Annotated in this window: 13 protein-coding genes and 3 pseudogenes; 8 read left to right on the plus strand and 8 right to left on the minus strand. The window is 48.6% G+C overall.

Going from position 1 to position 13,689, the window contains the following annotated elements; genetic code table 11:
- Positions 1–2 precede the first annotated feature (2 nt).
- On the minus strand, positions 3–725 hold the full coding sequence (gene nfsA, locus K7H21_RS18465; protein WP_223035279.1) for a nitroreductase NfsA: 723 nt from the start codon (positions 723–725) through the stop codon (positions 3–5).
- Positions 709–999: a YbjC family protein gene (locus K7H21_RS18470; protein ID WP_004130834.1), complete on the minus strand. Its 291-nt coding sequence runs from the start codon at positions 997–999 to the stop codon at positions 709–711. The genes nfsA and K7H21_RS18470 overlap by 17 nt, the downstream gene beginning before the upstream one ends.
- 204 nt (positions 1,000–1,203) lie before the next feature.
- Between K7H21_RS18470 and K7H21_RS18475 the strand changes: the two genes are divergently transcribed.
- Positions 1,204–1,467: a GrxA family glutaredoxin gene (locus K7H21_RS18475; RefSeq protein WP_004100567.1), complete on the plus strand. Its 264-nt coding sequence runs from the start codon at positions 1,204–1,206 to the stop codon at positions 1,465–1,467.
- Between the two features lie 6 nt (positions 1,468–1,473).
- Here the strand turns inward: K7H21_RS18475 and ybjM are convergent, their stop codons facing one another.
- Positions 1,474–1,857 carry an inner membrane protein YbjM gene (gene ybjM, locus K7H21_RS18480; protein ID WP_004130832.1) on the minus strand — a complete coding sequence of 128 codons (384 nt, stop codon included), beginning with the start codon at positions 1,855–1,857 and terminating at the stop codon, positions 1,474–1,476.
- Between the two features lie 267 nt (positions 1,858–2,124).
- Here ybjM and K7H21_RS18485 point away from each other — a divergent pair, with 267 nt between their 5' ends.
- Complete coding sequence (locus tag K7H21_RS18485) at positions 2,125–3,810, plus strand: aspartate:alanine antiporter (protein ID WP_004134610.1); 1,686 nt, start codon at positions 2,125–2,127, stop codon at positions 3,808–3,810.
- Positions 3,811–4,031: 221 nt separating this feature from the next.
- On the opposite strand, the gene K7H21_RS18490 is transcribed toward K7H21_RS18485, so the two are convergent.
- Together K7H21_RS18490 and K7H21_RS29050 are read right to left on the minus strand one after the other, a co-directional pair.
- Positions 4,032–4,250 (minus strand): ogr/Delta-like zinc finger family protein, encoded by a 219-nt coding sequence (locus K7H21_RS18490; RefSeq protein ID WP_004223962.1) that lies wholly within the window; start codon positions 4,248–4,250, stop codon positions 4,032–4,034.
- Between the two features lie 86 nt (positions 4,251–4,336).
- Positions 4,337–4,432: pseudogene (locus K7H21_RS29050) on the minus strand (hypothetical protein); the annotation flags it as partial.
- Positions 4,433–4,512: 80 nt separating this feature from the next.
- On the opposite strand from K7H21_RS29050, the gene K7H21_RS18495 reads away from it, so the two are divergent.
- Positions 4,513–5,624, plus strand: a protein-coding gene (locus K7H21_RS18495) for an IS3 family transposase (protein WP_142481115.1) whose coding sequence is annotated in 2 segments (ribosomal slippage) — positions 4,513–4,774 and positions 4,774–5,624 — 1,113 coding nt in all. Because the reading frame shifts where the segments join, the coding sequence is not laid out codon by codon here.
- Positions 5,625–5,643: 19 nt separating this feature from the next.
- Here K7H21_RS18495 and K7H21_RS18500 read toward each other — a convergent pair.
- A pseudogene (locus K7H21_RS18500) lies at positions 5,644–5,760 on the minus strand (regulator); the annotation flags it as partial.
- Between the two features lie 95 nt (positions 5,761–5,855).
- Between K7H21_RS18500 and K7H21_RS18505 the strand changes: the two are divergent.
- The 3 genes and pseudogenes from K7H21_RS18505 to K7H21_RS18515 all read left to right on the plus strand — a co-directional run bounded on the left by K7H21_RS18505 (position 5,856) and on the right by K7H21_RS18515 (position 9,550).
- The gene (locus K7H21_RS18505; RefSeq protein ID WP_142481116.1) at positions 5,856–6,446 is read left to right on the plus strand and encodes a phage repressor protein CI; all 591 of its coding nucleotides are present in this window, start codon (positions 5,856–5,858) and stop codon (positions 6,444–6,446) included.
- Positions 6,447–6,473: 27 nt separating this feature from the next.
- Positions 6,474–8,462 (plus strand): AAA family ATPase, encoded by a 1,989-nt coding sequence (locus K7H21_RS18510; protein ID WP_157261932.1) that lies wholly within the window; start codon positions 6,474–6,476, stop codon positions 8,460–8,462.
- 82 nt (positions 8,463–8,544) lie between these two features.
- Positions 8,545–9,550: pseudogene (locus tag K7H21_RS18515) on the plus strand (phage integrase).
- 118 nt (positions 9,551–9,668) lie between these two features.
- Here K7H21_RS18515 and K7H21_RS18520 read toward each other — a convergent pair.
- Together K7H21_RS18520 and K7H21_RS18525 are read right to left on the minus strand one after the other, a co-directional pair.
- A complete protein-coding gene (locus K7H21_RS18520) occupies positions 9,669–10,409 on the minus strand; it encodes a putative phage abortive infection protein (RefSeq protein WP_142481118.1) in 741 nt (246 codons plus the stop codon).
- A 534-nt stretch (positions 10,410–10,943) separates the two neighbouring features.
- Complete coding sequence (locus K7H21_RS18525) at positions 10,944–11,486, minus strand: TetR/AcrR family transcriptional regulator (protein ID WP_004130826.1); 543 nt, start codon at positions 11,484–11,486, stop codon at positions 10,944–10,946.
- 148 nt (positions 11,487–11,634) lie between these two features.
- On the opposite strand from K7H21_RS18525, the gene K7H21_RS18530 reads away from it, so the two are divergent.
- Positions 11,635–12,837 carry an MFS transporter gene (locus K7H21_RS18530; RefSeq protein ID WP_032721352.1) on the plus strand — a complete coding sequence of 401 codons (1,203 nt, stop codon included), beginning with the start codon at positions 11,635–11,637 and terminating at the stop codon, positions 12,835–12,837.
- Positions 12,837–13,652 carry a Cof-type HAD-IIB family hydrolase gene (locus K7H21_RS18535; RefSeq protein ID WP_004130823.1) on the plus strand — a complete coding sequence of 272 codons (816 nt, stop codon included), beginning with the start codon at positions 12,837–12,839 and terminating at the stop codon, positions 13,650–13,652. The genes K7H21_RS18530 and K7H21_RS18535 overlap by 1 nt, the downstream gene beginning before the upstream one ends.
- Positions 13,653–13,689: the final 37 nt, after the last annotated feature.

Raw genomic sequence — 13,689 nt, forward strand, 5'->3', positions numbered from 1 at the left:
AATCAGCGCGTAGCCCATCCCTGCTTATGCAGATATTCCAGAATAAATGGACGGCTCTCTTTAACGATAGTCCTGCGGATATGATCGCTCCAGGTATCGCGACGCGTGTTGCTGCCGCGCGAGAGATAATACTGCGCTATCTGCTCGTCATATTCCGTAAGGACCGTCTCATCCAGCGGCTGATAGTGATTTTCATGCACCAGCATCGCCGACGGCATGCGCGGTTTCACTTCCGGATTATCATCCGGCCAGCCAAGGCACAGGCCAAACAGTGGCAGTACGTGCTGCGGGAGCTTAAGCAGTTCGGTCACCGCATCGATATTGTTGCGCAGGCCGCCGATATAGACACCGCCCAGCCCAAGGGATTCCGCCGCCACCAGCGCATTCTGCGCCAGAAGAGCGGTATCGACGCAGCCCAGCAGCAGTTGCTCGGCGAGGCCCAGTTGAGCGTCCGGGCAGATTTGCAGATTGCGGTTAAAATCAGCGCAGAATACCCAAAACTCCGCGGCCTGCGCCACGTGCTGCTGGCCGCCGCTCAGCGGGACCAGCTGTTGACGTATTTCCGGGTCGGTAACGCGAATAATTGAGGAACATTGTAAAAAACTGGAGCTGGAAGCGCCCTGCGCGCTGGCAATAATCGCAGCGCGCTGTTCGTCGCTTATCGGCGCGTCGGTAAAATGGCGAATAGAACGGTGGCTACGCAGCAGCTCAATGGTCGGCGTCATCTCGTTTTTCTCTGTCAGGCAATGAGGAAGGTGGGGTTTTCGTGTGCGTCAACTGCGGGGCAATGACTTGCGCCACGCGCCAGATTAACGCCACGGCGGCCGGGAGCATCAGCAGGATCCCCGCGAAGATCATCAGCAGCGCCGCCGTCGGGCTGGAAAACGGCGCGGGCAGGCTGACGTACTGGTTGAGCGAGAGCCAGGCCAGGGTCAACAGCACCATGCCGATAATCTCAACTACCAGAATGCTTGTGGGTAATGCAGCGGGCGATCGCATAACGCTCCTCCGGTCCAAATCATGCACGCTCCCGGGCAAAAACGGGTCGCGTATCAGGCCAGTATAGCGGTTTCATCAGCAGAGTATTTAACAAACATAGCCTTAAGCCATCGAAGCAAAAGGCAGAACCTTCTTTCCCTCGTCGACATAACGCGGCATGATACCCGCCATTCGCCATCCGGCTGAGGTTTAAGGAGAGAGACTATGTTTACGGTAATTTTTGGTCGTCCAGGCTGCCCCTATTGCGTTCGCGCCAAAGAGCTGGCGGAAAAACTGAGCAATGAGCGCGATGATTTTAACTATCGCTACATTGATATTCACGCAGAAGGTATCAGCAAAGCCGATCTGGAAAAAACCGTGGGTAAACCGGTAGAAACCGTACCGCAGATTTTTGTCGATCAGAAGCACATTGGCGGCTGCACTGACTTTGAAGCCTGGGCGAAAGAGAATCTCGGCCTGTTCGCCTGAGACAGCTCACTCCTCTGACGAGTGTTTGCGTCTGGTATCAAGCCAGGCGCAAATGAACAAAAAGCACAGCGCGCCCAGCGCGCACCAGAATACCGCGCTAAATAACCACGCCAGTTCCTGCCAGAAAGAACGCTGGGTCACAAAGAAAAGCCGCATGACCACCAGACAGACGGGCGCAGCCAGCATCGCGCCGATAAGCGGACGAATGACCCGCTGTCCGGGAGAAAGGCAGCTTGCCGCCGCACCGGGTAGCAAAAAGAACAGCAGCCCGAGCTCAGGGTTACCGGTAGCCCGAAAGGCGCCTTTCATATGTAACAGTAGTGACAAACAAACCACAATAAATAGAAAGAACCCACAGATAATACCGGCCCAAGCACGCTCAGATTTCACGACATCCTCCTGATTTTGCCTCTAACCAACTTCCACTTCGCCCAGTCAGATAAAGATTCTGGCAATCCATGCCAATAAAAGATCCCGTCAATGTAAAAACGATTGTTACTAGCCGCAGCCTCCAGGAAGGATTAAACTGTCGACTATATTTTGCTGGTTATAACGGGATGCCAGAATAGCGTTCGGGACAACGCGAACACTGGACCAACCTTAGACCAAATAACCATTTCCTTCAACAACTTACTAGTAAATGAGAAGTTGGCTTTCGTGAATATAAACGTCGCAGATTTGTTAAACGGGAATTACATCCTGTTATTGTTCGTTGTACTAGCATTAGGACTCTGCCTCGGGAAACTGCGTCTCGGGTCGGTACAACTTGGTAATTCCATTGGCGTTTTAGTCGTTTCCCTATTATTAGGGCAGCAGCATTTCAGTATTAACACTGACGCCCTCAATCTCGGCTTTATGTTGTTTATTTTCTGCGTCGGCGTGGAGGCGGGACCTAACTTTTTTTCTATTTTTTTTCGCGATGGGAAAAATTACCTGATGCTCGCGCTGGTGATGGTCGGCAGCGCGATGCTGATCGCCATGGGGCTGGGTAAGCTATTCGGCTGGGATATCGGCCTGACGGCAGGGATGCTCGCCGGCGCCATGACCTCTACCCCCGTGCTGGTTGGCGCCGGAGATACGCTACGCCACTTCGGTCTGCCCAGCGACCAGTTAGCCCTTTCGCTCGATCATCTGAGTCTCGGCTATGCCCTGACCTATCTGGTTGGCCTGGTCAGCCTGATCGTCGGTGCCCGTTATATGCCGAAGCTGCAGCATCAGGATTTGCAGACCAGCGCCCAGCAAATCGCCCGCGAGCGCGGCCTCGATACCGACTCCCGGCGTAAGGTGTACCTGCCGGTGATCCGCGCCTACCGCGTCGGCCCGGAGCTGGTGGCATGGGCTGATGGCAAAAACCTGCGCGAGCTAGGCATTTACCGCCAGACCGGCTGCTACATTGAACGCATCCGCCGCAACGGCATTCTGGCGAATCCGGACGGCGATGCGGTGCTGCAGATGGGCGACGATATCGCGCTGGTGGGCTATCCGGATGCCCACGCCCGCCTCGACCCAAGCTTCCGTAACGGCAAAGAAGTCTTCGACCGCGATCTGCTCGATATGCGCATCGTCACCGAAGAGATCGTGGTCAAAAACCACAACGCCGTCGGCCGCCGCCTGGCGCAGCTAAAGCTTACCGATCACGGTTGCTTCTTAAACCGCGTTATCCGCAGCCAGATCGAAATGCCGATCGACGACAACGTCGTGCTCAACAAAGGCGATGTGCTGCAGGTTAGCGGCGACGCGCGTCGCGTCAAAACCGTCGCGGATCGGATCGGCTTTATCTCCATCCACAGCCAGGTAACCGATCTGCTCGCCTTCTGCGCCTTCTTTATCGTTGGCCTGATGATCGGCATGATCACCTTCCAGTTCAGCTCGTTCAGCTTCGGCATCGGTAACGCCGCCGGTCTGCTATTTGCCGGCATCATGCTCGGCTTCCTGCGCGCCAACCATCCGACGTTCGGCTATATCCCGCAGGGGGCGCTGAATATGGTGAAAGAGTTCGGCCTGATGGTATTTATGGCCGGCGTGGGGCTCAGCGCCGGCGCCGGCATTAATAACGGCCTCGGCGCCGTCGGCGGTCAGATGCTGGCGGCAGGCCTTATCGTCAGCCTGGTGCCGGTGGTTATCTGTTTCCTGTTCGGCGCGTACGTCCTGCGCATGAACCGCGCGATGCTCTTCGGCGCCATGATGGGCGCCCGCACCTGCGCGCCGGCGATGGAAATCATCAGCGATACCGCGCGCAGCAATATTCCGGCGCTGGGATACGCGGGGACCTACGCCATCGCTAACGTGTTGTTAACCCTGGCGGGTACGCTGATTGTCATCATCTGGCCGGGGCTACAGTAAACTTTTCAGAAAAAAAACGCGTATACGCAGAACTTTTTTTGCTGGCATCAGTCATAAGTAGTGCCACTGCTTTTCTTTGATGTCCCCATTTTGTGGAGCCCATCAACCCCGCCATTTAGGTTCAAGGTTGATGGGTTTTTTGTTGCCTGAATTTTACGGCCTTTAAAATCATTGAGTTACAAACCTTCTTTTTAAGTCATGGCGACAAAGTGGCGACAGCCTCAAAGAGCCAGCGCAGCCTGGCCTGAATTTGTGGGGTGAGGCTGCACAGGATGGGCCTCTTTAGGTGTAGAAATTGAGCGAACAAAAGTCTCATGCGTTACGAACGTATGGCTGCAGTTGATATTCTGGCACTGGTTGTAACGTTCTTTGGTCATTGAAGAGACCTGGAAACTGCTGCGAGTATGGGCTGCACTTCCACATAATGGGCAAATCATCATTTTACGTCCCCGCCATTTTTGCTGAAATCGCAATAATGATACAACATTATTTCATTTTGTGAACTTTAAGTTCTCTTTTGAAAACCTCAGTCCATTACTAAATCATCAATTTTCACTTCCAGCTCGATGCTGGTTGTAAATCCGCTATCCGGCTTTACCATGTGCGTTAACGTTGTGATGGTCTGTAAGTATCCCGGCAAAACGGCCCATTCACTTTTAGAGATCTTCCGACATACTGATTATGTCCCCTGAGGAGATCGCTATGCGTAAGATCCGATTCACTGAACACCAGATCATCGCCGTATTGAAGTCCGTCGAAGCCGGACGTACCGTCAAAGATGTGTGCCGTGAAGTCGCTATTTCGGAAGCCAGCTATTACAACTGGAAGGCAAAGTATGGCGGGATGGAAGCGGCCGATACTAAAAAAATCAAAGATCTGGAAGATGAGAACCGGAGGCTTAAGCAGATGTTTGCTGATCTCAGCCTTGAGTGCCGGGCACTGAAAGACGTCATCGAAAAAAAGCTTTAAAACCAGCGATAAAGCGTGAACTCGTCAGCTATCTGACGGCGCAATTTGCCATGAGTTTAAGTCAGGCCTGCAGGACGTTATCGCTGAGCAGGACGGTCTATTTTTATCAGCCCGATACCCGACGTGATGAACCGGTGATCTGTGCGCTGACTGAACTGGCAGAACGCTATCCGCGCTACGGTTTTAAGAAGCTGTTCCAGTTGCTGCGCAGGCAGGGCAATACCTGGAACCACAAGCGCGTTCACCGGATTTACTGCCTGCTGAAACTGAATTTTCGTCGTAAGGGAAAACAGCGGCTACCGGTACGCAACCCGGCGCCACTGGTGACGCCTGAGGCACTTAACCAGAGCTGGTCGATAGACTTTATGCATGATGCGCTGGTCTGTGGCAGACGCTTCCGGACTTTCAATGTGGTGGATGATTTTAACCGTGAAGCGCTGGCGATAGAAATCGACCTGAATATCCCGGCTCAGCGAGTTGTCCGGGTGCTGGACAGGATCGTGATAAACCGCGGCTATCCGCTAAAAATGAGGATGGACAATGGGCCAGAACTGGTCTCACTGGCGCTGGCACAATGGGCCGAAGAACATGGCGTGCAGCTCGAATTTATCAAGCCGGGTAAGCCAACACAGAATGCGTTTATCGAACGGTTCAACCGGACATACCGGACAGAGATCCTGGATTTTTACCTGTTCAGAACACTGAACGAAGCACGGGAAATTACAGAGCGCTGGCTGATGGAATATAACAACGAGCGACCTCATGAATCCCTGAACAACCTGACGCCGGAAGAGTACCGGCTGATGGCTGAAAAACCGGAACTCTCAAAAAGTGCGTGGAACTAAATCGGGTGTACTTACACTCCAACCGACCATCTGCAAGCATGTCGTTTATGGTGTCAACAGGCAGACCAGTTAGCTCGCTATAGCGTTCAATTGTGACGTGCGGTGTGTTTAGAGTGATTGAAATATTGGGGGTCATGATGCAACATCTCCTATTGGCTTGTGGTGAGCCGGTAGTAATCTTGACAAGTCCCCAAGTGGGAACCAAATTGATACCAGGATCGCATAAGAGATATGTCAACATCAAAGTACCCAAGTGAGATCAAAATAAATCCCAATCAGGGTGACAAGGCTGCGATTGAGCGATTGGTCGAGGCATATGGGTTTACAACACGACAAGCCCTTGCTGACCATCTAGGTGTTTCGAAAAGCACGTTGGCTAATCGCTATATGAGGGATACCTTTCCTGCAGACTGGATAATCCAATGTGCATTAGAAACTGGAGTATCTCTTCGGTGGCTATCGACATCTGAAGGACCGATGTGGATAGATGCAAAAACTCAAATTATGAGCTCTACCAAACAAAAACTCAGTGGAGGAAAACTCCTTGATAATGGATATTTATTATTCGACTTAACATTATTGCCAAAAGATCTTGAGGGCATTTCAGCTATTGAGACAGCTGACGCAACATATCTGGTAAAAAATTATTCAAATGAAGTAAATGATGGTTTATGGCTAATTTCTATCGATGGGATTTATTCTATCCGTAAATTAGTAAGATTACCTAACAATCGCGTAATGCTAGAATATACATCAAGTAAAATAGAATGTAACATTAATGATATTAGTATTATTGCCAAGGTAATCATGACCTGCAAATAATCAACTCCCTTTTAATGGATGAAAAAAATGATTGTTGGTGTGCTCTTAAGAAATTTTAAAAACTTCAGAAATCAACATTATATTCCATTAACAATAAATGGAAGCTCTTCATGGTTGATCGGTGAAAATGGTGTTGGTAAGAGTTCCGCACTACAAGCTATTGATACCGTGCTAAACAAAGCCGATATCAATAGGCTTGATATTAATAATGATGCTCGCAGTCAGGGGTTTGACACAAGGGAGCCATTCATTGTTCCTATTTTTCTTATCCGTAAAGAAAGAGTTAAAGGTAATACTTCAATATTTAAAACATTAGAGGTTATTAGCGATATAACATGGCAGGTCGAAAGCGAGGATTTTAACTCTTCGCAAAGAGTTTTAGCAGAAAAAATCATTAATCACAGAACCCTCCTTGAATCCCACTATCGAACTAATGATTATTTTCTTATTCCTATTGGAATTATAAAAAAATCTGCTGGTGAAGCGCCTCTACCATTTATGTCTATTTTTGAATCCATAGATGATTATAAAAATCAAATCGATGATTTAATACCTGACTCAGCTGCAGTCAACTCTACGCAAAGAAAAAATTTCTTCCAAAACACTTTATATAAAATGCTAGAGTTTGTAAGAGAGACATATAACTATATTTACTTACCAGCAGAAATAACCACATCAGAATACTCAAAAATTGAGAGTGAACTGTTACAATCTCTACTGGGTGAAAATCTCCAACAGAAGATCAGTAAAATAATAAAGAAAAAGGACATTTCTGAAATAAATCAATATCTAAACGAATTTGTTGAGCAGCTATCTAAAAAACTTAATGGCAAATATCATTTCAAAAGGCCAACACAGCGGCAAAACTCTTTTACTCAGCGCCACATGATTGCAAAAATTATAGAATCGTACTTTAGCGACAAAATTTTACATTACATAGATAGTATAAACAGAGATACTCCTGTACACAATCTGAGTTCTGGTGAAAAAAGAAAAGCTTTACTCGATTTATCCATGGGTTTTTTGAAAGGGAATCCGAAAAAAACTCAGCAATCAACTGTTCTCGCCGTGGATGAACCAGAACTTTCCTTACATGCAACATCTTGCTTCAAGCAGTTTGAGAAAATAAGAGAGATAAGCGAACTCGGTATACAGACAATTTGTACAACACACTGGTATGGTTTTCTCCCCGCAGCTATGAGTGGTAGTGCAACTTATATATCGCCAAACCAATCATTTATTAAGTGTATAAATCTTGAATACTACAGAGAGGAGTTATCTGTACTTGTAAAAGAGTCTCGTGGTTCATATTTAGATACTTTAGAAGTAAAAAGCAATCATGATTTAGTACAGTCTATAATAACTTCAATAACCTCATCCAATAATTATAACTGGATACTATGTGAGGGTAAAACTGATAAAAAATATATTGAAGCCCATCTTGATTTCGAAGAAATAGACGAAAAAAACATAATAATTTTAAGTGTTGGTGGTTCATTTGCACTAAAAGATATCTATTCATATTTGGTTCTAGCTCTAAAAGACAGAAGGCCAGCAATTAAAGGGAGAGTGTTCTGTTTATTAGATACTGACTTAGCATATGATAAGTTCGAATCTATAGATAGCATTCCACAAATTAGAATTAGGCGATTACTTCTTCGTGAAGACCTTACAGATGTTGATTTATTAAAAACAACTGACAATAGGGTATCTCCACCAACTGAAATTGAGGATGCTTTGGATGGAATATTTTTCCACGAAACGATCTATCGTCTTTATATGAATGGAGAAACAAGATTTTCATTCATTGAAGATGTTGAAACTCTTTCCTCAAATGTTGCAGCAGGAATATTAGATATAACAACCAGTCAAAAACAGATTATTAGAAATTATTTTAATGAACCAGGTAAGAAAAATATCTTCTGTGACGAGTATAGAAATGTTGTCTATGAAAGTGATGAGATCCATACTCCAACATGGCTATATAACATAATCGAGTTTTTTGGCGAAGAGTAAATGTATTTTTGATTAAAACCATACATTGACCACTGCTTAAATATACAGTTGAAATTTAGCCTTCAGACATGAGGGCTTTTTTATGGCAGTACGAAAACTCGACACAGGAAAATGGATTTGTGAATGCTACCCCGCCGGGCGCAGCGGACGGCGTGTGCGGAAGCAGTTCGCCACCAAAGGCGAAGCATTGGCTTTTGAACGCCACACGATGGAAGAGACGGAGGCGAAGCCTTGGTTGGGTGAATCGGTAGATCGTCGAACTCTGGTTTAAGCTGCACGGCGAGTCCCTCACCGCTGGCGAACATGTTTACGGCAAGCTGGTCCTGATGGTCGATGCGCTCGGAAACCCTCTCGCTACGGATCTCAGCTCGAAATTATTCGCGCATTACCGTGACAAACGCCTGACGGGTGAAATCTATTTCAGTGAGAAGTGGAAGAAAGGTGCCAGCCCGGTAACAATCAACCTCGAACAAAGCTATCTGAGTGGCGTTTTTAGCGAGCTGGCCCGCCTTGGAGAATGGACTGCGCCAAATCCACTGGAAAGCATGCGCAAGTTCACCATTGCCGAAAAGGAAATGGCCTGGCTCGCGCATGAACAAATCACAGAGCTTCTGTACGACTGCCAACGCCAAAGCGCACAGCTCGCCCTAGTCGTTAAAATCTGCCTGAGCACCGGAGCACGCTGGCGCGAAGCTGTAAACCTTACGCGATTCCAGGTCACTAAACACCGAATCACATTTGTCAGGACCAAAGGCAAAAAGAACCGTAGCATTCCGATCAGCAAAGAGCTGTATGAGGAGATCATTGCCCTGGACGGCTTCAAGTTCTTCACGGACTGCTACTTTCAGTTTATGTCGGTGATGGAGAAAACTTCTATCGTACTTCCGCGCGGACAGCTGACTCACGTTCTACGTCACACTTTCGCAGCACACTTTATGATGTCCGGCGGAAATATCCTTGCCCTACAGAAAATCCTGGGTCACCACGACATAAAAATGACCATGCGTTATGCTCACCTTGCCCCTGACCACCTTGAAACAGCATTAAAATTTAACCCTCTTGCCACAATGGAGAATAAACTTTATTAGTAAGGATTTATTAGAGACGGTTCCGATAATACTTTTGAGCGAGTTATGTCTATGTGCTGCCTTCTTGTAAAGCAAGAATATTAGAGATGAGAGATACTTAAAACATATAATAACCCTTTTAGATTAACTGACCCTTGACACTTATTACATGCTCCTTCCAATCATTATCACCAAAAGATGACAATGGAAATACTTTGCAAATATCATCGAGTATTTGAAGTCTTGTTATATAAGAATTAGCATCGATACCATTCTCCCAAGCCAATCCATTTCTAACATCTTCACGGCAACCAGAAACAAAAACCTCACCATCAATAACCAAGTGCTCTAGATATGAATACTTTTCAATTAAACATCTGTATCCATAATACTGATTACCTTTAGTAGCGTGTGCCACATTTATTATTAAGAGAAGAGTTATATCTGAGTTTAAAAACGATCTAACCATACTTGTGTAAAACTTCTTTTTTTTATGAGTAAAAATGTATCCGTAATAATTTCTGTCAATATGATTCAACAAATAATAAAGAACTCTAAAATAGCTACCATAATAAGAATCTAGTTTATGCATTCGCTGATTTGCCGACATCAAATCTTTACTTCCTGAAAACCCCAACACATTCGATAATTTATCTCCGAAATCGTCTCGTGAAAGAAGAGCATTCAACTGTTCATTGTGTTGTTCTAAAAGTAAAGAAAAATTCCGTTCGAATGTATCTCTTTTATTATTTCTAATTGAAATATATAATGCAACCATTACCGATGCAACAGTACCAAATGCGACGAAAAACTGGACTAAATCCTTATTGCCACTAGCTATGTTTGTTAGTGTACAAAAAAGCCATTCAAATACATTCATTATAATACTCCTAATGCAAAAAAAACAAAAAACAATTAAGAAAAGAACCAGAATCCGTTCACCGTAAGTTACATCTCTACCTAGTAATCTGCTCAATGCAAACCGCCAAAAATTATGTTTAAATAAAAAAATACACGAACATTCATTAGGATTCTAATTATCCATCAACCCATTAACATTGTAAATAATTGGGTGTGTTTTTCACACACTCACCAGATTGTTGTTAGTCTTTGGCTATTGAACTAGCGACATTGCCTTGAAATCTGCGGTAAAAGGTTGATATCATTTATACTGCTTTGATGAATACAATTTCATAGCCTTTATGAACTAAAATCATGTTGCACTATTTTCTAAATAACATGATTTATTCACTTCCCGCAGCCCCGTTCCAAGTGGCGACAAAGTGGCGGCAGCGGTTGGCATTGCCCCGTAATCGCCACTCCTTACCACCAACCTAGCTTATTGATTATCTTGCAAGTCATTGTTTTCACTAACCCGTTTACATAAATAGTTTTTTTGTTTTCTGCTCCCAGCTCACTCCCCCGCCAGTCGGTCTACCATCAGTCGAATCGCTTCTCTTGATAGCGGCGCTCTGTCGGTCACGAAGTGCAGCGTCATCCCCTCGATAAAGGCGTCAAGCCCGCGGGCCGTGGCCGGTTCAAACCACTGCTCAAGGGTCTGCTGGCTGCGCAGCATCCAGTTCTGCATGACCGCTTTTAAATTCGGCTGGCTGCTGCAAAAAGCATACAGCTGATACATCAGCTCCATATTGCGCGCGGTGGTGACCTGGGCGCTAAAAATCAGTTCGGCAATGGCGTCACAGGCCTCCCGGCGATTATGCACATCGGCAAAAAACTGCTGATACTGCGCCGACATCTGACCGGTAAACAGGCTGAACGCCTCTTCGACCAGCGCCTCAATGCCGCTGAAATAGTAGGTCAGCGAGCCCAGCGGCACGCCCGCGCAGGTGGCGATTTTCCGGTGCGTAACCGCATGAATGCCGTGTATCGCGATCGTGTCCAGCGTCGCCTGCAAAATCCGCTCCCGCCGCTGCGGGTCGTTTGGTCGACGGGCCATACTCTTTCCTCTTTCATTTAATGTGCCTCAGGCTGAATCGAATCATAGAGGTCAATAAAAAAGCATTCCTCAGCAAGCAACCTGGATGTACAAATGTACACAACCTTGCTACTGTTGTCTGCATCTCTTCACTCTCGGGCATTTACGGATGACAGCGCAAACCTCACGCAGAGCCCTTCAGCTAAGGCTGTGGGCGCTCTTCATGTTCTTTTTTATCCCCGGATTACTCATGGCCTCATGGGCCACCCGCACGCCGGCGATTCGCGATCTGCTCGCGCTATCGACGGCGGAAATGGGGATTGTATTATTTGGACTCTCAATAGGTTCGATGAGCGGCATCCTCTGCTCAGCGTGGCTGGTCAATCGATTCGGCACCCGTAAAGTGATTCGCGCCACCATGTCGTGCGCGGTGGTCGGTATGCTTGTGCTCAGCGCCGCGCTATGGTTCACATCGGCGGTGCTGTTTGCCATTGGCTTAGCCATCTTCGGCGCCAGCTTTGGCTCAGCGGAAGTGGCGATTAACGTCGAAGGCGCCGCCGTTGAACGCGAAATGAATAAAACCGTCCTGCCAATGATGCATGGTTTCTACAGCTTCGGCACGCTCGTCGGCGCCGGGATTGGCATGGCGGTAACCGGCTTCGGCCTGCCCGCCGCGCCGCACATCCTGCTGGCGGCGCTGGTGGCCGTCGCCCCCATTGCTATCGCCATTCGCGCGATTCCTGAAGGCACCGGCAAAAATGCGGCGGAAGCGGCGCGCCATGAAGGCAAAGGCCAGCCGATCTGGCGCGATGCCCAGCTGCTGCTGATTGGCGTAATCGTCCTGGCCATGGCCTTTGCCGAAGGCTCCGCCAACGACTGGCTGCCGCTGCTGATGGTGGACGGCCACGGCTTCAGCCCGACCTCCGGCTCGCTTATTTACGCAGGCTTCACCCTCGGCATGACCCTCGGCCGCTTTACCGGCGGCTGGTTTATTGACCGCTACAGCCGGGTGACGGTGGTACGCGCCAGCGCGGTGATGGGCGCGCTCGGTATTGGCCTGATTATTTTTGTCGACAACCCGTGGGTCGCCGGTCTCTCCGTACTATTATGGGGCCTCGGCGCGTCGCTGGGCTTCCCGCTGACCATTTCCGCCGCCAGTGACACCGGCCCCGATGCGCCGAAGCGCGTCAGCGTGGTGGCGATTACCGGCTACCTCGCCTTCCTCGTCGGGCCGCCGCTGCTGGGCTTCCTCGGCGAACACTTCGGCCTGCGCAGTGCCATGATGGTGGTGCTGGCACTCGTGCTGGTCGCGGCCATCGTCGCCCGCGCGGTAGCGAAGCCACAATCTGAACCCGTGATGGAGAACAGTTAATGAGCATCAAAATGATTGCGGTAGACATGGATGGCACCTTTCTGAGCGATGCCAAAACCTATAACCGTCAGCGTTTCCTCGCCCAGTATGCGCGGATGCGTGAGCAGGGCATCCGCTTCGTCGTCGCCAGCGGCAACCAGTATTACCAGCTCATCTCCTTCTTCCCTGAGGTGGCGCACGAAATCGCTTTTGTCGCCGAAAACGGCGGCTGGGTGGTCAGCGCCGGCGAGGACGTGTTTAACTGCCGGATGCCGCAGGAACATTTCAATACCGTTATCGACCATCTCCAGACGCTGGCCAACATTGAAATTATCGCCTGCGGTAAGCGCAGCGCTTACACCCTCAACCGCTATAACGATGAGCTGAAAGCGGTCGCGGCGAAGTACTATCATCGCCTCGAAATGGTCGACGATTTTAATCATATTGCTGATGATGAAATTCTGAAATTCGGACTCAACGTGCCGGACCAGCTGATCCCGCAGATTCAGCCGAAGCTGCACGCCGCGCTTGGCGATATGGTGACCGCGGTCGCCACCGGCTACGGCAGCATTGACCTGATTATTCCCGGGGTGCATAAAGCCAACGGACTGCGCATCCTGCAGGAACGCTGGGGCATCGAGAACCATGAAGTGGTGGCGTTTGGCGATAGCGGCAATGATATCGAAATGCTGCAGCACGCCGGATTCGGTTTCGCGATGGCCAACGCCGCCGCGCCGGTGAAGGCCGTCGCCGGCTACCGTGCCCCGCACAATAACGAAGAAGGCGTGCTGCATATTATTGATAAAGTACTGAATCGCGAAGCGCCGTTCGCCTGAGGCAGCGCCTGCTGCGGCGCGTCACGTCGCAGCAGAG

The sequence above is a fragment of the Klebsiella sp. CTHL.F3a genome, assembly GCF_019890895.1.
Taxonomy (GTDB): domain Bacteria; phylum Pseudomonadota; class Gammaproteobacteria; order Enterobacterales; family Enterobacteriaceae; genus Klebsiella; species Klebsiella grimontii.